This window comes from Flavobacterium flavigenum, assembly GCF_027111255.2.
In the GTDB taxonomy this organism is placed as follows: domain Bacteria; phylum Bacteroidota; class Bacteroidia; order Flavobacteriales; family Flavobacteriaceae; genus Flavobacterium; species Flavobacterium flavigenum.
Genome location: NZ_CP114285.2, coordinates 1122233 through 1143227 on the forward strand (window position 1 = coordinate 1122233; position 20995 = coordinate 1143227).

At 35.9% G+C, this 20995-nt stretch carries 9 protein-coding genes; 2 read left to right on the forward strand and 7 right to left on the reverse strand.

The genetic code is table 11. The features are described from left to right. Window positions 1-3 precede the first annotated feature (3 nt). Together OZP09_RS04160 and OZP09_RS04165 are read left to right on the forward strand one after the other, a co-directional pair. The gene (locus tag OZP09_RS04160; RefSeq protein WP_269236672.1) at window positions 4-1452 is read left to right on the forward strand and encodes a RagB/SusD family nutrient uptake outer membrane protein; all 1449 of its coding nucleotides are present in this window, start codon (window positions 4-6) and stop codon (window positions 1450-1452) included. A gap of 245 nt (window positions 1453-1697) precedes the next feature. After that, entirely contained in the window at window positions 1698-3863 is a 2166-nt protein-coding gene (locus OZP09_RS04165; protein WP_281310339.1) for a beta-glucosidase, read from the forward strand. 212 nt (window positions 3864-4075) lie between these two features. Here OZP09_RS04165 and xyl3A read toward each other — a convergent pair whose 3' ends face one another. The 7 genes from xyl3A to OZP09_RS04200 all read right to left on the reverse strand — a co-directional run bounded on the left by xyl3A (window position 4076) and on the right by OZP09_RS04200 (window position 20988). Beyond that, complete coding sequence (gene xyl3A / locus OZP09_RS04170; protein ID WP_281310340.1) at window positions 4076-6664, reverse strand: xylan 1,4-beta-xylosidase; 2589 nt, start codon at window positions 6662-6664, stop codon at window positions 4076-4078. A gap of 116 nt (window positions 6665-6780) precedes the next feature. Further along, window positions 6781-9102, reverse strand: a complete 2322-nt coding sequence (locus OZP09_RS04175; RefSeq protein WP_281310341.1) for a glycoside hydrolase family 127 protein — start codon at window positions 9100-9102, stop codon at window positions 6781-6783. A 242-nt stretch (window positions 9103-9344) separates the two neighbouring features. Further along, window positions 9345-12056 (reverse strand): T9SS type A sorting domain-containing protein, encoded by a 2712-nt coding sequence (locus OZP09_RS04180; protein WP_269236677.1) that lies wholly within the window; start codon window positions 12054-12056, stop codon window positions 9345-9347. Between the two features lie 51 nt (window positions 12057-12107). Then, the gene (locus OZP09_RS04185) at window positions 12108-14633 is read right to left on the reverse strand and encodes a glycosyl hydrolase 115 family protein (protein WP_281310342.1); all 2526 of its coding nucleotides are present in this window, start codon (window positions 14631-14633) and stop codon (window positions 12108-12110) included. Between the two features lie 38 nt (window positions 14634-14671). Beyond that, window positions 14672-17380: an alpha/beta hydrolase-fold protein gene (locus OZP09_RS04190; RefSeq protein WP_281310343.1), complete on the reverse strand. Its 2709-nt coding sequence runs from the start codon at window positions 17378-17380 to the stop codon at window positions 14672-14674. 34 nt (window positions 17381-17414) lie between these two features. Next, window positions 17415-18641, reverse strand: coding sequence for an SGNH/GDSL hydrolase family protein (locus OZP09_RS04195; RefSeq protein WP_281310344.1), 1227 nt, complete (start codon window positions 18639-18641; stop codon window positions 17415-17417). A gap of 397 nt (window positions 18642-19038) precedes the next feature. After that, complete coding sequence (locus OZP09_RS04200; RefSeq protein ID WP_281310345.1) at window positions 19039-20988, reverse strand: RagB/SusD family nutrient uptake outer membrane protein; 1950 nt, start codon at window positions 20986-20988, stop codon at window positions 19039-19041. Between the last annotated feature and the right edge of the window lie 7 nt (window positions 20989-20995).

The following is a 20995-nucleotide window of genomic DNA, read 5'->3' on the forward strand; positions in this document are numbered from 1 at the left end:
ACAATGAAAAAATATATTTTAATCAGTTGGGTTGTTTTATTATTCACCTCAGCCTGCAATGACGATTTATTAGACACGGAGCCTGAAACCAGTATTCCCGAGTCAATTGCATTTAGCACTCCGGCTAAAATTTTAGCTCAGACCAATAATTTATACAAGCAACTGCAAAATCAAAGTTTTTATGGTGGGCGATTCATTGTTTTTAATGAACAGCGCGCGGATCAATTTGGGCAGAATGATGGAAATGCAGCAACCGGATCTGCCGTATGGAATCAAAACGTAGCATCAACAAATGACTTTGTAAATAATGTCTGGTCCGTTGGATATACTGCTATTAATGCATCGAATATTTTAATCAGTAAAATGAATGAAACTACGGTAATTTCAAAGGAACTGGCTAAAAACTATATCGCAGAAGCCAAATTTGTGCGTGCCCTGTGCTATTTTAATTTGGTTCAGACCTATGCCAAACCTTATAATCAGGACAAAAGTTCTTTAGGTCTGCCCTTGCGATTAACACCAATTACGACATCCGGCAATAATGATTTGGCCAGAAGCTCCGTAGAAATGGTGTACATCCAAATTCTAAAAGATTTAGATGAAGCCGAAGGAGATTTGCCTGTTAGTTACTCTACACCATTACTGAATACTTCCAGAGCTAAAAAATGTACTGCAATTGCCTTAAAAACAAGGGTATTATTGGTTCAGAATAATTTTGAGAAAGTAATTTCAGAATCTGAAAAAATCGTTTCTTCTACCGTCCCTTTTCAATATACAGAAGGAAATTTAACCCATAAATTAGAAACGAATTATACTGCTATTTTTGGAGGGAGCTATACCGGAACTGAAGCCATTTTTTCTATTCCATTCGCGAACTCAACAACCGAAACGCCTTCTGCACAATACTCATTGGCATATAATTATTTAGCACAGCCCATTATTTTTTTGGCTGCGGAAGGTATTGTGAGTGATCCGGTATTCAGCTCAGCAACTGATGCCCGTTCGGGTCTTATTGGTAAAAGCGCAGCGAATCAAAAAGTATTAAAGAAATTCAGTGTCACAACAGCACCTTTTAGGGACTATGTTCCTGTAATTCGCTATGCTGAAATACTATTAAATTATGCCGAAGCAGCTGCTCATACCAATGATTTAGAAACATCGAAAGCATTGCTGAAAGCGGTAAGAAACCGCGCAGATCCTGGTTATGTTTTTCCCGAAAATGAGATTGCAACCAAAGAAGTCCTGATTGCGACCATACAAAAAGAAAGAAACATTGAACTTTTAGGAGAAGGTTTCCGATTAATGGATTTGCAAAGAAAAGTACAAACCCTGCCTGCCAAAAAAGGGGCTATCGGTACAGCTCCATTGGTACTGCCAACAAGCAGCAATTATATCTGGCCAATCCCTAGCGGTGAAATATCGACCAATCATTTGATGGAGCCTAATCCTTAAAAAGATAAAAGAATTCAACTGAAATCATGTAAAACATCCGTATTAAATTAAAGTTTTTATCCAGCTTTAAAAATTTAGCTTTTTTTATTTAAGTCTGCTTCATTTATTATATAAAATGCGCGATTTGTATGATTCCAATACCTTTCATTCGGCTACTTTTGAAAACTTTAATCGGGTTTATTTCCGAATTTATCATTAAAAAGATTATTTAATTTAACCAATTAAGGGTTTCTAAAACATAAAAAATGAGATTACGATTTATGGCTATTGTTTTGTTTTCAGCATTTCAAAGTTCTTTTTCACAAACAGATAATAATGCTGTTGAAAAAAGAATTCAACAGTTAATTAAGAAAATGACTTTGAAAGAAAAAGTCGGTATGCTGCATGGGAATTCTAAATTTTACACTTCAGAAATAAAACATCTTGGTATTCCGGAATGGGCTTTATCTGACGGTCCTCACGGAGTCAGGGCTGAAATGAACCGTCATAACTGGAAATACACAGGTCAAACCGATGATTTCTCTACCTCTTTTCCTCCCGGAACAGCTATGGCGGCAAGCTGGAATCTAAATCTGGCTAAACAGCGTGGATTTGTTTTAGGTGAAGAAGCCCGTTTTCGTAAAAAAGATGTTTTGCTTGGCCCGGGAATCAATATTATCCGTTCTCCGCTCTGTGGTCGAAACTTTGAATATTTGAGCGAAGATCCTTTTCTTATTTCTCAACTTTCAATAAATTATATCAAGGCTTTACAAACAAAAGATGTTGCAGCTTGTGTAAAACATTTCGTAGCCAATAATCAGGAAGAAAATCGTTTTGTAGTAGATGTAACAATGAGTGAAAGGGCTTTACGAGAAATTTATTTACCGGGTTTTAAAGCTTCAGTTGTTGATGCCGGAACGTTAGGAGTTATGGGTGCTTATAATAAATTCAGAGGCGAATATTGTACCGAGAATACTTATTTGGGACGTACAATTTTACGAAATGAATTTAATTTCAAAGGTGTTTACATGTCTGACTGGGATGCTGTACACAGTACAGAAAAAGCAGCTTTGGCTGGGCTGGACTTAGAAATGGGAACCGAAAAAGAAAACTACAATGACTGGTACTTTGCTGATCCTTTGATTAAAGCGGTAAAAGAAGGACGTGTAAAAGAAAGCGTAGTTAATGAAAAAGTGGCAAACATTCTGAGAGTCATGATCAAAACCAAAGTTTTAGATCCTGAAACGCGTGTAAAAGGTGCTATAAATACAAAAGAGCACCAGGAGGCAGCCTATCGTTCTGCTGTAGAAGCTATTGTTTTATTAAAAAACGAAAAGGAAACACTGCCTTTGAACATGAGTGTCATAAAATCAATCGCTATTATTGGTGACAATGCAACCCGTACGCATTGTGAAGGTGGCTTTAGTTCAGAAATCAAGGCTTTATATGAGGTTACCCCACTTCAGGCTATGACCAGGAAATACGGCAAATCGATGCAGATCAATTTTGCACAGGGTTATGAAAAACAATCCCATGTTGTTGAAAGAAGCAGTGCAGGTCAATTAAATACCGATAAAGTAGACTGGAAATTAATTGATGAAGCCGTGGCGCAAGCCAAAAAATCTGATGTAGCAATCGTTTTTGCAGGTTTAAACCATGATTTTGATTCAGAATCGTTTGACAGACTGCATATGCGATTGCCATACGGACAAGAGACTTTGATTCAGGAAGTAGCTAAAGCAAATCCTAAAACGATTGTCGTAATTATTGCAGGATCACCACTTGAACTGGCGGGCATTGAATCCCGCGTTCCAGCATTAGTATGGGGATGGTATGGCGGAATGGAAGCAGGTAATGCTATTACTGATGTATTGAGTGGTAAAGAATTTCCTTCAGGAAAACTGCCATTTACTCTTCCAGTTACTTTAAGCCAGTCTCCTGCCCATGCATTAGGAGCTTATCCGGGACACGATTTGAAAGTAAATTATGATGAAGATATTCTGGTAGGGTATCGCTGGTTCGACACTAAAGAAATTGAGCCTCAACATGCTTTTGGTTATGGGTTATCTTATACTTCTTTTGAAATTTCTAATGTTACATCTGACAAAAAAGTTTATAACGTTAATGACGAAATAACAGTTAAATTCAACATTAAAAATACAGGAAAATCAAACGGTGCTGAAGTCGTTCAATTGTATGTTGGACAAACTAATGCATCTGTTCTAAGACCTAAAAAGGAATTAAAAGCTTTTGATAAAATATTCCTTGCTCCTGGAGAACAAAAAACTGTGGACTTAAAAGTGAAAGTAAAAGATCTGGCTTTCTACGATGAGAAAAGTTCCGGATGGAAAATCGAACCTGGTGAATTTATGCTTTATACCGCAACATCAGCCAAAGATATTGTGAGTAGTTTACCTGTGAATGTAAAATAACACCATTGCCTGATATTAAAAAATACTTTGCTTAGTAAAGAAAAAAAGTTGCGAAAGGCAACTTTTTTTCTTATTATAAATGTAACAAAAATGGATTCAAGAATAAGTAAAACTGCGTTTGACCGAATGATTATCTAGTTCTTGAGTGTTATTAATATTAAAAAAATGATACTGGATTACTTTTATGATTTAAAAACATTTATAAAATACAATTACTGAACAATCAGCTTAGTCATTTTTAAATCTTTATCATTTGAACTAGCACCATAATATACCTCATATTCACCAGGAGTTACACTCATCGCCCTGCTATTAGAATCATAAAACTCAAACGAAGAAGATGGCAAATCAATAGTAATATTTTGACTTTCCCCAGCTTTTAAACTGATTTTTTTAAAACCTTTCAAAGTTTTTAGAGGACCGTCTGTATCATTTACTTTTCGAACATAAACTTGGACAATTTCTGTTCCTTCACGTTTACTAATATTTTTTATTTGTAAGCTCAATTGTGTGTTTTCATTCGCTCTTATTTTTGTTTTACTCAGATTTGCTTTGCCAATATTAAAATTAGAGTAACTTAAACCAAAACCAAACGGAAACAAAACATTATTTGTATATCTGTAAGTACGCCCTTTCATTGAATAGTCCTCAAAATCTCCAAGTATATCTGAATTTTTATAAAATGAGACAGGCAGTTTTCCTGCAGGATTATAATCTCCAAAAATAACATCAGCAACAGCCTGCCCACCAGATTCGCCCGGATACCATGCCTGCAAAATTGCATCACAGCTCTCTGTCTCCGGGGTTAAAGCAATTGCAGAACCCGAGCAGTTTACAAAAATTACTTTTTTGCCTGCAGCCTTAAGTTCTTGCAAACATTTTCTCTGAACAGCTGGAAGTTCTATATTAGTCCTGTCTCCGCCTTTGAAACCAGGATAAGAAACAGGCATTTCTTCCCCTTCAAGCAGAGTGGAAAGTCCACCAACAAATATTACGGTATCAACACCTTTCAGTTTTTGAATTAAAGCCCCAAAATCTATATCATGTTCTTTTCCAAAATCGAATTCCAGATTGGCCTGCCAATTATTTGACTGTGCAAAAAGAATTTCGATCTTATATTTTTTGCCAGCTTCAACCGGAAAAGGAATATTACCGGGAATGGTGCGCCAGTTGGTATATTTTGCTATGGATCTACCATCAACCAATAATTCGAAAGCACCGGTAGCTCCAGTCTTAAAAACAAGAGTGTCATTGGTTTTCGCTGAAAATTCTGTTTCATATTTTGCTGAAAATCCTTCTAATTTAACTCCCGAAGCAAATTCATGCTGTCCGGCAGTTGTCATTTTTATCGGATTTAAAATGTACTGTGATATAACACTATTCCCTTCCCTGTTTGGATTATTCCAATAAGTAGCTTTCATGCCTTTTTTTCCTTCAAATGAAATCTGTTCAAAATAACTTTGATTAACCTTGTCTTCCACTAAATCACAGGCTTTGTCATACACTATATTATTTGCCGAAACTTTTGATTCTATTCCACTTTTGATGGTAATTGTTTTGACCGGCGTTCCGTTGTAGTTTCCCCACAACATCGGTTCATTATCTGCATTCGGCCCTATAAGTGCCACTTTATTTGTTTTATTTAAAGGAAGAATGTTGTTTTTGTTTTGCAAAAGTGTCATTGATTTCTGGGCCATTTCAAGTGCTAACTGCTGATGTTCTTTGCTATTAAGCACAGATGCTGGTATTTGAGCCCAAGGCACTATTTTATCATCATCCATTTCTCCTAAATCAAAGCGACCAATTAACACCCGAAGCAGGCTTTTATCTATATCAGCTTCCTTTATTAAATCCTTATTAACCGCTTCCGGCAAATTTTTAAATGGATATTTTTCCCATACACATTCCACATCCGTACCAGCAAGTACAGCCTTAGATGCTGCGTGTACTGCGTCTGACGAAACTTTATGTGTAGTATAAAAATCTGTAACTGCGCCACAATCTGAAACAACCAGATATTTAAATCCCCATTCATCACGAAGAATACGCTGCAAAAGACGGGTATTGCTGCAACACGGCTCATCATCTAAGCGCTGGTATGCACACATCACCTGCCTAACATCTGCATCCTGTACCAGCGATTTAAATGCCGGGAGATACGTTTCGTACAATTCCCGTGGATTTACATTGTTTAAATTCAATTCATGCCTGCTCCACTCTGGCCCAGAATGAACGGCAAAATGTTTTGCACAGGCTAAAAGCTTACGGTATTTAGCATCTGCCGGCCCCTGAAGTCCCTTAACAACTGAAACTCCCATTCGCGAGGTTAGATACGGGTCTTCACCATAAGTCTCCTGACCTCGCCCCCAGCGGGGATCCCTGAAAATATTTACATTAGGTGTCCAAACCGAAAGACTTAAAAAGCGTTTGTTTTCGTTACCGTCTTGTATCCATTGATTGTATTTTGCCCGTGCTTCATCCGAAACTGCGTTAAAAATATTATAGACTAACAAATCGTCAAATGAAGCTGCCATACCAATAGGTTCAGGAAAAACAGTTACATTATCATTATTAGCATAGCCGTGCAAAGCCTCACTCCACCAATTAAATTTTTTAATCCCGAGCCTTGGTATTGCATCACTTTGATCACACATTAGTGCTGCTTTTTCCTCAAGGGTTAATCTTGAAATTAAATCCTTTGCCCGTTCTTCTGAACTAAGAGATGGATTCTTAAAAGGATATTGTTGTGCGTTGGCATTAAAAACAAATAGTAAACTGATTATAACGAAACTGATTTTCATAATTTGTGTATTTGAATGGATACAATGCTATTTAGTCTATAAATTCTCAAACATTTACTTTCTGAAATCTTTATAGATTTTTCAATTTCAGGATTACGTCAAAAAATATTCTTTTTTTAATCTTTTAAAATTCTAAACTGATAAAACTTTGGACTATTACTGCCCGGATTAGTTACTATTTTAATATCTACTGTTTCAATCTGATCTATACTTAGTCTTATTACTTTATCTTTCACAAAGATTACATTTGCCGGTTTCTCGTTTATAAGAATTTTGATGTTCTCTGTTTTAAATTCATTTATACTACTGATATCCAAAAACTTTCCTGACTTATTTTTATTTAATAACTGATAGGAAATATAAGAGCGGGTACTCCTCCATGATTTTGTATCATCGTAACCTGAATCACTTTTTTCACCTTTATAACGATGATCAACTTCTGACTGCTGTTCACCGCAATTAATCTTATCTATCGTTTTTGATTCTAAAGCCAGAGCCTCAATTTCCTGCTGCTTTAATAATTCATGCTTTTCTTTATACTGTTCTTTGGTATAACTCTGAAAATACATTTGATAACGAGAGTCATGCACTTCAAAAAAAGGTTCTAACTCTAATGAATCGAGACGAAAACGCATATTTCCTAAATCCTTGAGTTTTGCCAGATAATCAGCCTTTTCTCCTACCATTGCATAAGCCTGATCAAGAGGATAATATTTTCCGGATGCCACATGTCCCATACGGCTGTCATCTGCAAATAATCCGTCTAAATCCTTGTTTGATGTTTTAGCTGCCAATACAATGGGACCGTTGACAAAAGCACTCCAATTTGAACCATCGGGTAAAGTTTCTAAATGTATGGAAGTTTTGAATTGAACCGTAATCTGGTCGCCTGATTTCCATTTTCTTTTTAGCCTTAAATAAGCAGATGGTTTGGCTTCTATATCCTGAATTTTTCCATTAATGAAAATTTCAAAATTCTGAGCCCATTCCGGACAGCGGATATTCAGTGAAAATGTTTTATCTTTTTTAAGTTTTAAACTAATATCTGTACTATTCTGATATGGGAATTTTGTGCTTTGTTCTATAAAAACTCCCTTTTCTTTCCAGTCTAACGTTGATGAAATAAAGAGATTTATAAAAAGATCGTCACCTGTATGACTGTAAATTAATTCTCCGTATTTTGAATGATTTTCAAGCCCGGAACCTACACAGCACCACATACTTGTCTCCGGTTGAGAATATACTCGATAATGATTAGGCCTGATAGGTGTAAAATAAACAAAACCACCTTTTTTAGGGTGCTGACTTGACAAAATGTGATTATAAAGTGTACGCTCATAAAAATCAAGGTAAGAGACATCATTTTTATCAAGAAATAAAGCTTTGCCTAAACGCTCCATATTATAAGAGTTACACGTTTCCGGTCCCTGGTTTGATTTTATCATACCACTAAAATCATCAGTAGGATTAAAATGTTCTGCAAAACTATTTCCTCCAAAAGAAACGCTCCGCTTTTGGGTAACATTTTCCCAAAAAAACTCAACTGCATCTGACCATTCTTTTTTATTTGAAAGAGCGGCAATTTTTTCAAAACCAATCACTTTTGGAATTTGAGTATTGGCATGTAATCCTGTTAACTTGTCTTCCTTTTTAATGAGTGGATTCAGTAGGGCTAAGTGCGAAATTTTTTCAGCTGTTTCAAGATACTTTTTGTTTTTAGTAATAATGTACAGGTCGGCAAAAGATTCATTTATTCCTCCATGCTCCGTTTTTAATATATTCTGTATCTGCTCATCAGAAAGCGGACGGATTAGTTCTATAAACCAGTCTCCAAGTTTTATTAAAATATCTTTTGCTTTTTCATTACCAGCATAGTGATAAGCATCATTTAAACCCGCAAAAAGTTTATGGATGTTATACAGTGGCACCCAGGTATTATTTAGCCCAAAATTACTCCCATCGATATCTCCATTATGAATTCTATCCCAAAAAACCTTTCCCTGAGGAATACCGCCTACATATCCATTACCATTTTTGTCCTGACATAAAGCCAGTTCTTCAATCATGTAATCTAAACGATTTTTAAGAGTTGTATCCCCGGTTGAAGCATACATCATAGCCAGTGCAGAAAGATAATGTCCGGCTATATGCCCGTCAAGTCCTATGCTTTCCCAATTCCCGTATCGTTCTGCCTTTACAGGTATATCAGAAGCTATTAGATAAGGGGCTAAAAGTCTGTCAGGATTCAGTTCTAAAATGTACTTAAGATCTACATCCTGAGCATTTTTAAAGATTCCATCTTTTAACCTTACCTGCTTTAAATCAAACAACTGCATTTGGGCTGCAGCAGAAGACCCTATAAACAACATTAGTACAAAACCTAAAATTTTATACCTCAAAAAAACATTTTTCATACTATTAATTAAATATATTCTCATAAGTATTGAGTTTCGAATCATTATTTCCAGAAGATATAAAATTAGCATTATTAAGATGTAAAATTATCATTTGTAATCATTTTACCTTTCGGGAGCAAGCAGATAAGAAAGCTTGTTTTATTAAAACTAAAACCCTGCGATGCTGCGATGATTGATATCGCAGGGTAAAATATTGTTCCGTTTCTGCTTTATAATTTACTGATAATTATTATTTTTTTTAATAATGGTCTCAAACTTAAGTCTTATTTCTTTATAAACTTCTTCACTATTTTAGACTGACCGTTTGTTCCATTAATAAAATAAACTCCGGCAGGCAATAATTCTATTGTTATTTTGGTATTGCCGTTTTTCAAAGTCCCTGAGTTCACTAAACTTCCCTGGATATTGAAAATTTTATAATCAAAATCAGAAGAAAGCATATCAACAAAAATTTCCTCTACTGCAGGATTTGGATATAATGTGAAATCCGCCTTGCTGAATTCTTTCTTATTTGTACTTAATGTATTAAACTCAAAAGGAAGAACCGCAGCATTATATCCACTTTTTTCACTTAAGTAAAAGCGGAATGAGGAAATTAAGGGCTCACTTCCAACAGTTACAGGATAAAATGCCGTAACATTATTTACCGTTTTCAATGTGTAACTTCCGGCAGGAGCTTTAATACCAATGTAAACCGGATTCATCTGATTAACAGTTAAAGCCTTTGGTGTTGAAACATTTCGGGTACCATTAAAAACGAATGTACCTGAACCACTCAATAAAACAGGCGTATTGGCCGGAATTGTACTTTCAATTTGATTACATATTATTTTAGCAGATGATGGCTGCATTGTATAAGCTGTAACACCCTGAGGTATAATGGCTTCAAATGGAAGCACCAAAACATCGTAATCTGCAATTGTTTTGGTAAAGGTTGCTGCTGTAGCTGAAAATGTGAAAGGAACATTAAAATCACCTCCCTGATCCGTAAGATTCAAATTATTGCATACCGTACCAGATATTACATTGGTCGAAGTATTATTTGCAGTTACATAAAAGATACTGTTTTTATTGGCTGATTTGAAATGCCAGTCCTGAGATGAACTTATACCAGTCGCATTTCTAAAATCTAATGACACATATTTGGTGCTTTCCAGTGCATCCATTAAAAGACTGTCATCTTCTGAATATGTACCGCCAAATTCGGCTGCTTTTTCATCAGCAATATTAAAATATACATCACCTAAGTTTAAAGTAAGTACTGAACTGTAATTAGAATTTCGCAGGCCAATAATTCCGGTACATCCATCCGTTAAAACAGCTTTTGAAATATCAAATGTCAAATCAAATTCAACTCCGGTAGGAAAATTGAATTTTCCATAGTTTTTAGACTTTACCTCACCATTATCATTGATATAATAAAGTGTTGTATTGTCAGTATTAGCCTGGTTTGCAGTAGTGAAGCTTTTAACATGCACTATAAGTTTATTATAACGATTGTCTAATTTCAAATATCCATTAGCATCGGTCATATTAGCACTTATCATCGGATTTGCGTTTGCAAATGTTATGGTTTTACCACTAATCTGGTATGTTGTTCCAAACGCAGGATTTGTAACAGACTGGTTTTCGATCTTAGCGTAATGAACTTCTTTACTTGTCATTTGTGAAGCGATCCTGTCTTTGCTCTTTTCAAAAGTTAAAGTAATAAAACTAGAAGGATCAATACTCACTACCGGACGGAATGTTTCTGCAAAATTAATCGCAGTATTTTGTAAATCAATACTCTGAGTGGTTATTGTTTTAGTACCTTTTACAGCATAAAATGGCAAATCTACAGTTAGATTATAGGTATTCTGTGATGGATTAATTATAGTAAGAACAATTTTATCGCCGGCATCATTGATGTATGAAGAACCTTTAAGCTGTGCAGTAGCGTCACTCCATGTTGCTTCTATACGTGTTGTACCTGTGGTGAATTTTGCATATTGCGAAAGTATGTGGCCTCTTTTGGTAATTTCTCCGGCTACTGTTCCGTTTGATCCATCACCCATCAGAGCATAATATCGCTTAGTAGCGTAGTGAATCCAGGCATTAACGTTTCCTAGGATTGCATCATTGACACTATTTGCGAAACTAAAAGCATCAATTCCCCAATTGAAATCACGAACCGTACCTCCGGAATTCCAGTTAATGAGATACTCTGTCATCCATATCTGCTTATTGTAATTTTGAAATTGTTTGTATTTGGACTGGATACCACCATATTGATGAACGCCGTAAACTTCAAAATTCTGCATGACATCAGCATCAAGAAAAGCATTTGCAAAAGAATCTGAATAACCAACGCTTTCAGGCGCAATAACTTTACAATTAATAAGATGACCATAATTTTTAACGAAAGTAGCTATTTGTACCGGTGTCCAGATACAACCCTGATACGTTGCCATTTCATCTGGTTCATTTTGAATCGAAATATAATCAAGTTCCACACCATTATCACGAAGATAGGTTACATACCGATTAAGATACAATGCATAATCCTCATAATGTTCTTCTTTTAGATAGCCAATTTGCTTAACTCCGTTTTCATCAGTAAAAACTGCAACCTCACTGTTATTTGTTTTCCATTCTGCCGGCATTGTCCAGGGACTTGCAAAAATCGTTAATCCCAGCTCATTCTTGGCCAATTTTGCAGTGGCAAGAGTTGAAGACCAGTTACTTTCTCCGGGAATATAAAGACGCATAATAGTATAACCGGCATCACTATTTGTTCCCCACATTTTTTTAATTTCGTCAGTTGACATGTAATTATATCCAAACTGTGGACTGCATACAAAACCTCCAAAACCGGTAACTTTCTGGTAAGTTTTATTTTTATCAATTTGAACTTTTGCATTCTGTGCATGCAAACTGGAAGATAACGCAAATAAAACTGCAAACAATACTGAACTTAATTGGTATAATTTTTTCATATATTTTACTTTTATTAGTTACTAAAATTGAATCACCTGAAAAATTAGAATTTACTCATACACAATATCACTTTCGGGAGCGCCAAGGTAAGCTGGTTTTAAACCGCCACAATCGATAAGGATTTTTTGCAGCACAATTCCCGGATCTAATACACGTATACGCAACGTGTGTTTACCTGATTTTAAAATACTATGCTTGGTAACGGATTTAATAATATGTTCTGCCTGCCATTTTCCTAACTCACCTTTGTAATGTCCATTAAAATTTACAATTTGAGGCTCATTGCTATCAAAAGAGATTTCATATTTGAGTCCTTTGTTGCTATTAAAATTGAGGGTTGGGGCTAACCAGAGCTGAACACTCATTTCTCCTTTAGATTCAAAATTGATCTCATATTCCAGAAAAATATTTTCATCTTTTTTTGGATATGCATTTTGAGGAAAAGTAGTTATGCCTGATTTTGTTTTTCCAAAGTCAGGAATGACTTCCCAGTGGATATTTTTAGAATTGTTTAAAACCGAATAATTTTCAGCTTCTATAGAAACATAGCCGTTTTTTTCCTGAAAAACAGGTTTTTTAGAAACTTTTTCTTCAGCCACATAAGTAACTTCGGGAAGGATATTTTTAGGAGTATCATTCCATGATTTGTATCCAATTCTCATCTGATCCATGATGTGAGTCCATTTTCCGCCTGAAATTTCATTATTGTATTTGTTTTGAAGAATAGAATCTCTTGCAAAAGTGCTTTTCACCTGATCTGCAAAAGTGTTCGCTAAAATGTTTTTTTCTGAAGCCAGTTTTCTGTTCTTTGCCTGAGCAAAATACATTTCGTAAAGGTTACTACAGGCATCAATAGGATATAAAACAAGCTGAAAATAGGCATCTTTGTATTGCTGTGGAATATCATTATAAATTCGATAAGCATCAAGTGACAGATTCTTATAATCAGTAACCACGTTTTGAAATTCATTGTAATTTTCAAGACTGTATGTTCTGCTGTCCAGCATTTCAGGAGTAACTCTTCTGTTGAATTTTGGATACGTATTTAATAGTCTTGCGATTTCTTTAGCATGTTTTTTTCCGAATTGGTCAGCAGCCCATTTTTCGGTAAATTCAAAAAGATTCTTAGAATTGAACTTTTTAGGATTCCAGGCCATATCTAAAAAGAAACTAATCGGAAATTCCATTGGTTTAAGATCCCCTACATTGACAATCCATATTTTATCTACACCGTGTTCATAACTGAGATTCATTTGTTCCCAGACTCTTTGTATCGGATTTATGTTGATCCATTTTGAATTTCTTGGCGCTCCAACATAATCAAAGTGGTAATACATTCCGTAACCTCCTTTGTGCAAAGGTTTGGTCAGGTCCGGGAGTTTTCGGACATTTCCCCAGTTATCATCACAAAACAACAGAATAACATCGTCAGGAACCCTCATTCCCTGATCATAATAGTCTTGTACTTCCTTATATAATGCCCATACCTGAGGTGTTTGTTCGGCTTTTTTCTGAGTAACGGCTGCAATAATTTTACGCTGTTCTTTTACAATATTCTCCAGAAGACTTATATTGGTTCCTTCGCTCATCGCTTCATCCCCGTCTCCGCGCATTCCAATTGTCACCAGCTTCTCCCAATTCTTACTGCGTTCAATTCCGCCTTTCCAGAATTCGTCTAAAACAGTTTTATTTTTAGCATAATCCCAAACATTTGGAAGATTGTTTTTTTTAATATATCGACGCCAGTCGGTCTGAGCCAAAGCCATAGGTTCATGATGCGAAGTACCTACAATAATTCCCATCTCATTAGCAAGAGGTCCGCTGGCGACATCATCATCATAAAAAGCATTTCCCCACATCGCCGGCCATATATAATTGCCTTTTAGACGAAGCAGTAATTCAAAAACTTTTTCATAAAACTTACTGTTAAAGCCTCCAAATGTTTCTTTAGACCAGCCGCTCAATGCAGGTGCTTCATCGTTGATAAAAATCCCCCTGTATTTTACAGCAGGTTCACCATCACTATATATTCCTTTTACGAAATAGATATTTTCTTTTTGCGCAACAGGTACATCAGCCCAGTAATACCATGGAGAAATACCAATTTGTCGGGACAATTCATAGATTCCGTAAATTGTTCCGCGTTTATCACTACCTGCAATTACAAGAGCTTCTTCCACTCCGCTGAACGGATTTTTAACGCTTTGAATAACGAATTTTTCATTTTTACCTTTAAGGAGCTTTCCATCAATTTTTTTCTGTTTTACTAAGTCATCAATGACAGAATTGGTACCAATTACCCCAATTATGATCAGTGGCGAAGACCAATTTGGATTCTGATTAAAAATCGTTGGCTTCTGACCTGTTACTTTTTCAAAATCTGACTGAAGATTGCTTACTGCACGCCCGATACCAGGATCTGTTCCGGTATTGACAAAAAAAGAAAGAGAGGTTGATTTCTCTTTCAGAACAAGAACATCACTGCCTTTTTTATCTGTTATAAAAGACTGAGCCTTTGATTTGCCCGATATACAGATGGTAAACAGTGTTATGATAAATATTGAAAATCTTTTCATTGTATTTTTATTAAAATCAATTATAAAAATTACTTTTTCTATTTGAACAACAGAGGCGCAAACATAAATAAGTCGTGCCTCCATACTGGCCAGCTATGCCCTCCAGGGTATTCACTGTATTTATATTTGATTCCAATCTGATCAAACCTGCTTAGCATTATTTTACAATTTTCAAAAGCAATATCTTCTTTACCTCCTATCGACACCCAAAATTCTTTAATATTAGAATTAATAGCGGCGGTATTGCTTTTCATAAATTCATACTGAGGTTCTGACCATGTCTGGTTATTAGCCCACCAGCCCGAGCTAAATACACCTATATAGGAAAACATATCTGAGTTTTTAACCCCTGTATAAAGAGTCTGTAATCCGCCCATTGATAATCCGGCCAAAGCTCTGTTTTTAGCATCAGCTGCTACTCTAAAATTACTTTCTACAAATGGTATTACTCCAGATTTCAATTCATTTTCAAAAGCTTTTAGGGAATTTTCATTAAAGCCTTCATTCCCTCCCATATTGCCATCAATCATAGCTATTACCATTGGTTTTGCTTTATTCTCAGCTATCAGATTGTCTAAAATCAAATTAGCTTTGCCCTGAGTGGCCCATCCTCTCTGATCTTCACCTCCGCCGTGCAATAAATATAAAACAGGAAATTTTTCTGAAGCATTTTCATAACCCGGCGGTGTATAAACATACATTTCACGCCATGAATTAGTTCCTTTTGAAAAATATTTCTTAATCCTGATATCACCATGTGGAATGTCTTTTAAAGCATAAAACTCCCCTTCTTTATTCGGGATTTCAATTCCGCTTGCCATACGTCCCATACCATAAAAACTTTCGCTTGACGGATCAGCAACAGCAACACCATCAATAAGCAGGGAATAATAATTAAATCCTTTATTAACGACATCAGTAGTTACATTCCATGTTCCTTCTTCATCTTTTATCAGGTCATATTTTTTCCCTAAATCAATTTGCACTTTTGTGGCTTGTGGTGCTTTGACTTTAAAAACTACCCGGTTATCCGGCAATATTTGAGGATATTTAGCATTGCGGATATTCGTTTCTGCCGGTGTTCCTAAAACAGTATATTTTGCAAAATTTGAAGCATCTACGGGTTTGAACAAAAATTGTGAGAACATATACAGACCGTTTTTCCATACTTTAAAATCATGAACTCCCGGTTCTATATAGTACACATGCGGAACATAATTTTTATATAAATAATCGTGGGTGCGTTTGCTGTTACTAATAAGCCAGTCGTTATCTCCACAGGAAATCCAGAGCAATTTTAATTTCTTTTTTGCTTCTTCAGGATCAGGAAGAAGCTCTTTGGGGATTTTGGTATTTGGAGCTGCAGAAAATGCGCCAACCCATGCAAATTTATCTAAATTACCTAATCCGAAATTCAGTGATTGTCCGCCTCCCATTGACAATCCTGCAATAGCGCGATGTTCTCTATCTTTGAGAACCGTATATTTTTTTTCAATAAACGGAATTAAATCATTCAATAAGTCTTTTTCGAAAGTAGAAAATGCCTGTACTTTATCAGGAGCCATTATATTGCCATTGGCACTATCATCTTTCATGGCTCTTCCGTTTGGCATCACTACTATCATAGGTTCTATTGTACCTTCTGCGTAAAGGTTATCGAGAATAATCTGCGGATTCCCGCCGTTAAGCCACTCTTTTTCATCGCCTCCTATTCCGTGCAAAAGATATAATACAGGATATTTTTTCTTTTTATTGAATCCGGGTGGTGTATAAACGGTAGCTTTTCGGATTGAACCCACAGTTTTAGATTCATAAGTAATGGTCTCTATTTTTCCGGCTGGTATGTCTGCATTTAACTGATCAAAGCCAACAGGAGCCTGTATTCTTAAAGAAATACCTTTATCAGAGAATTGATATCCCAACAAAGAAAGCATTTTCTGAGCATAGCGTTTTCCTAATTCTCTGTAACCAGAAGCATTAAAATGTAAAAAATCGGGTTCTACTGTACAACCTTTAGATGAAATTACATAAGAATTCGATATTGTTTTTGGCAGTGTTGCAATAATTTTATTCATGCTTCCACATTTACCATTCTGGTCTTCATTTACCGTCTCACCAGAAAGAAGCGGCACTTTTTTCGGATCCAGATTCAGATCTTTCATTAAATTATCATAGACAATTTTTACTTTTTTAGGCCAAAGTGTATCACCGGTGTTAGATTCTCCCTGATGCAGTAAAATACCTTTAATAACTCCTTTTTTTTGTGCAATTTTTGCCATCTCAACTAGCCTCGCATACGGATTTCCGTCGTATTCCTTAATCATACCCTTCATCCATTCAGGCGCTGTTGCTATATATTCTGCCGATTTATCTTTATCAAAAAGCTCAATTTTACAACCTCCAACTGCTACATTGATAACGCCTACTTTTACTTTTTTAGGAAGATTAGCAATTAGGTTTCTTCCAAAATAATCAACAGGCGTTAGCCCGGTATTACATCGGCATAAAGGCGGGACTGCGGTATACCAGTTTCCCATTTTACGTCCTGTCTCCGGGCAGCTTACCGCTGCCAAGACCTGAAACCTGTCATCAATTCCTACTTTGTCCTGAGCTTCTATTTTAGCATATCCTTCCATATTAGACTGGCCAAAACTTAAATAAACATGAAAATCAGGATCCTGAGAGTATCCTCTTTGTGCTATTGAAAAAAGGATAGCAAATGCGAAAAATTTAGTTATTAATTTCATACAGCTATTTTTATTATCAAAAATCATTAAAATCTTATTTAAATAAATCCAGATCGACTGCTTCTCCCATCCTAAGATAACCTGATTCGTTTGGATGCAAAAAGTCGCCGTCATGCATATCTGATAAAATAGTTTTGGAGCCCATTCCTGAAGCCATTTCTTTATCAAAATCAATTACAGCATCAAAGGCATTACTGTTTCGAATCCATTCGTTTACAATATCTCTTGCTTCCTGTCTGTGAGGGGCGTCATAAAACGATTTCTGAAAAGGTAAAATAGTACATCCATATACTTTTATTCCTTTGGCATGTGCTTTATCAATCATGACTTTATAAGCTTCGATCAGTTCCTGAGCTTTAAGAGGAGCATCTTCAGGATTTTTAATTCCTCCAATATCATTTACGCCTTCAAGAATCATTAACCATTTTGTGCCTTTTTGAGATAATACATCCCTGTCAAAACGATTCAGCGCTGTTGGCCCTAATCCGCCTTTAACCACACAATTTCCTCCTATTCCTAAATTCAAAACCCCTATGTGGTCTGTTTTTTTATTGGCCAGTAATCTGGCAGATAAAATGTCCGTCCATCTGTTTTGTTTGTTTGTTCCTGATCCGCGCCCATCAGTAATAGAATTTCCAAGACATACAATATTGGCACAGCTATCATTATTGACATCTATTCCCATAATAGAGTACCAGTGATCCGTTTTTATGGCACCTGAAAAAGCTGCATTGGCAATGTTATCACCCTGTAAAATATAAGAAGTTGTCCTGGAGCCCGGATGGCCTGATGTTTTATGGGATGCAGCTCCATAATGAATGGTAATGGCTAAAAGCTGTCCCGGTTTTAAATCAAAATCAAAGGCATCTGAAAAAACTTCCTGTTCGGGATTCATTGTTATTTCAGGATTTCCGTTGAAACTTAATATTTTTTGCGTTGTCGGATCAATCTCAGGAGCAGTAACCACATTTGCAACACTTACCGATTTTAAAACAGTTGGCTGATCACTAAATATATTAGAGAAACGCATACGCAGCTGCTTTCCTCCTATTGAAACCCTTATAATCTGTCGAATCGTATTCTCTGCGAGACCCGGTTCCGGGGGCATGTTATTAGGCTCTACCAGCATTTGCGCTGTTGCCCATGTACCTACCCAATTTTTATCTGTTCTTTGTGTACTGACTTGACTAGATTTACAACTAACAATAAAAATGAGCAGATTTAATAAGGCCAGAATCGATATTATTTGTCTTTTTTTCATGGTTTATCAGTTTACATTATTACCAAATTTGAAAAATTTCAAAATAGTGTATATAAAGTTATCGTATTGATTATATTTTTTTGATTACCTGTTATGAATCACAGAAAATCTTTATTTAGATGAAATTGCATAATAATTTTATTGAAATTACACTAAATACAGATTTCTATATTATTTACAAGTAGTATTTGAAAACGGCTAATTAATGATAACTTCTGTTAATTCAAATCTGAATCATTTGCGTGACTGACTAAATGCAACTACCAATCATTCAGAATTTAAAAGCCGAGGGAATTACCCCCCGGCTTATAACTTTTAAAACTTAGAACTAATTATGAGAAGGTATTCAGTAGACTTACACTAAAATAATTATTTCTATATTCATATATTAAAAACATTAATTGTAACCTGGATTCTGGTATTTAGCTTTTTCTTCAGCAGTCATCTCCATACCATCTAACTGACCTTGCGGAATTGGTCGTAAATAATGATACTTTTCGATTGTTCTGGTAACAACTACCGGAGTATGATCACCAACAGCTATTCCACCTATTGTATATTTACCTGCAAGCTCATTCCATTTTTGAGTTCTCACTAAATCATACCAACGATATCCTTCACCAAAATATTCACGGGAACGTTCAGCTAAAATATAATTGATGTCAATTACAGCAGGCGTTGTACTTGTTAACAAAGCACTATTATCCGCAGTTTTTGCAACCCTTCCATTATTATCCCAACGCCATTTACCAGCACGGGCACGAATTACATTTATAAGATCTCTTGCAGTCATACTACCTGTTGCACCTTTTACTGCAGCTTCCGCAGCAACAAAATAAAATTCAGAAAATTTAGCAATAGGGAATGGTCTTGTGCTGCCTGCATTTGGCTGTCCTAATCCTCCATTATTATCAGTACGGTATGGTCCTAATTTCCAGAAGCCAGGGAATGTTCTTCTACTTATCCCTTTTGGCGAAATCACATAATCAGCTCTTCCGGGTAAAACTCCTGCGCCAACATTGCTTGGAGATGTTGCAGAATAAGTAATTGGCGTTGCAGGCTCATCATTAAGGAAAGTTAAAATTGCCTCACCTGGGTGAACTGGTAAACCATTAGCATTATTAAGCGTTCCTAAATCTGTTAGACCTGTTCCGCTTAAGTTCCAGTTTCCACGATATACAGTAGAAAAAGTTCCATCATATCTTGAATCATTTGTCTTATCAGCAAAAGTATTAGTAAATACTTCAATAGGTGGTGCCATCCTTACCCAAGGGCGGCCTAAGAATTGGTCAGCTGCACGTTGTACACTCGAAACTGATTTTGCATCTGCTGGATTTGTACTTCTGATAGACGTATAATCCCATGTTACCATCCAACCTGCAAAATTATCCGGTGAACCTCCACTACCGCTTGTAAGACTTCCTCCATTATAATATTCACTTGCCTGAGTATGGTCTGCATAAAGCATAACTTCTTTATTGCGATCGTTTGACCCTAAGTTTACATCATAATAATATGGCAGTAACTGATACGTTGTTCCTGCACCATTAATACCTGCTAATGATATATTATATGCCTGCTGAAAATACCATTGAGCATCATGTCCATCTGGATCTACTCTTGGTGTTTCAGGATAAGTAGGAATATCATTTGGGTTTTGTAGCCACCATCCATAAGTAAGGTAAGCTTTGGCTAATATCAAACGCGCCACGGTCTTTGTTACAGTTCCTGTTAATCTTGGAGCATCAGGTAATTCATTTATAGCAGCCACAAGATCAGGAAAGATAGCTCTGGTGTAAACTTCAGTTACTGTATTTCGCTTTGAATATCTTGAAGGTTTGCTATTAAATTTCAATTCTCCTGCTCCTAAATCTAAAGGTACGCCTCCAAAGTTCTGCACCAATAAAAAATAATCAAAAGCCCTAAAAAATTTAGACTCAGCTATTAAACTGCTTGCAACACCTACTGCTGCACCATTTTCAATAATTCCACTTGCTGTATTAATATCACTATAAGAATTGTTCCAAACTACATCAGCTCTGCTTGAACTAGGAGTTATAACACCTACACCTGACAAATCATGATCTTTGAAATTTCCATCAGCTTGTTGTCCATATGTATGTTCATCAGTACCTGTCTGAACAGAATTGTAATAATATGCCTGACCGTATATCCATCGTAAGTGTGCATAATGTGAAGTTAAACCTTGTAATACACCAGATTCTGTCTTAAAATAACCTGGTTCGTAAAAATCATGTGGTTTTTCTTCCAGAATATCAGAGCAGCCTGTAAAAGAGAACAAAACTACTGATCCTATAATTAAATTTTTAAAAATATATCGTTTCATGGTTGTT

What these genes read in the sequence shown, in the direction of transcription:
- xyl3A (WP_281310340.1), bottom strand. Translation starts at nt 6,664, where the DNA reads ATGAAAATCAGTTTCGTTATAATCAGTTTACTATTTGTTTTTAATGCC.
- OZP09_RS04180 (WP_269236677.1), bottom strand. Translation starts at nt 12,056, where the DNA reads ATGAAAAAATTATACCAATTAAGTTCAGTATTGTTTGCAGTTTTATTT.
- OZP09_RS04190 (WP_281310343.1), bottom strand. Translation starts at nt 17,380, where the DNA reads ATGAAATTAATAACTAAATTTTTCGCATTTGCTATCCTTTTTTCAATA.
- OZP09_RS04185 (WP_281310342.1), bottom strand. Translation starts at nt 14,633, where the DNA reads ATGAAAAGATTTTCAATATTTATCATAACACTGTTTACCATCTGTATA.
- OZP09_RS04200 (WP_281310345.1), bottom strand. Translation starts at nt 20,988, where the DNA reads ATGAAACGATATATTTTTAAAAATTTAATTATAGGATCAGTAGTTTTG.
- OZP09_RS04160 (WP_269236672.1), top strand. Translation starts at nt 4, where the DNA reads ATGAAAAAATATATTTTAATCAGTTGGGTTGTTTTATTATTCACCTCA.
- OZP09_RS04175 (WP_281310341.1), bottom strand. Translation starts at nt 9,102, where the DNA reads ATGAGAATATATTTAATTAATAGTATGAAAAATGTTTTTTTGAGGTAT.
- OZP09_RS04165 (WP_281310339.1), top strand. Translation starts at nt 1,698, where the DNA reads ATGAGATTACGATTTATGGCTATTGTTTTGTTTTCAGCATTTCAAAGT.
- OZP09_RS04195 (WP_281310344.1), bottom strand. Translation starts at nt 18,641, where the DNA reads ATGAAAAAAAGACAAATAATATCGATTCTGGCCTTATTAAATCTGCTC.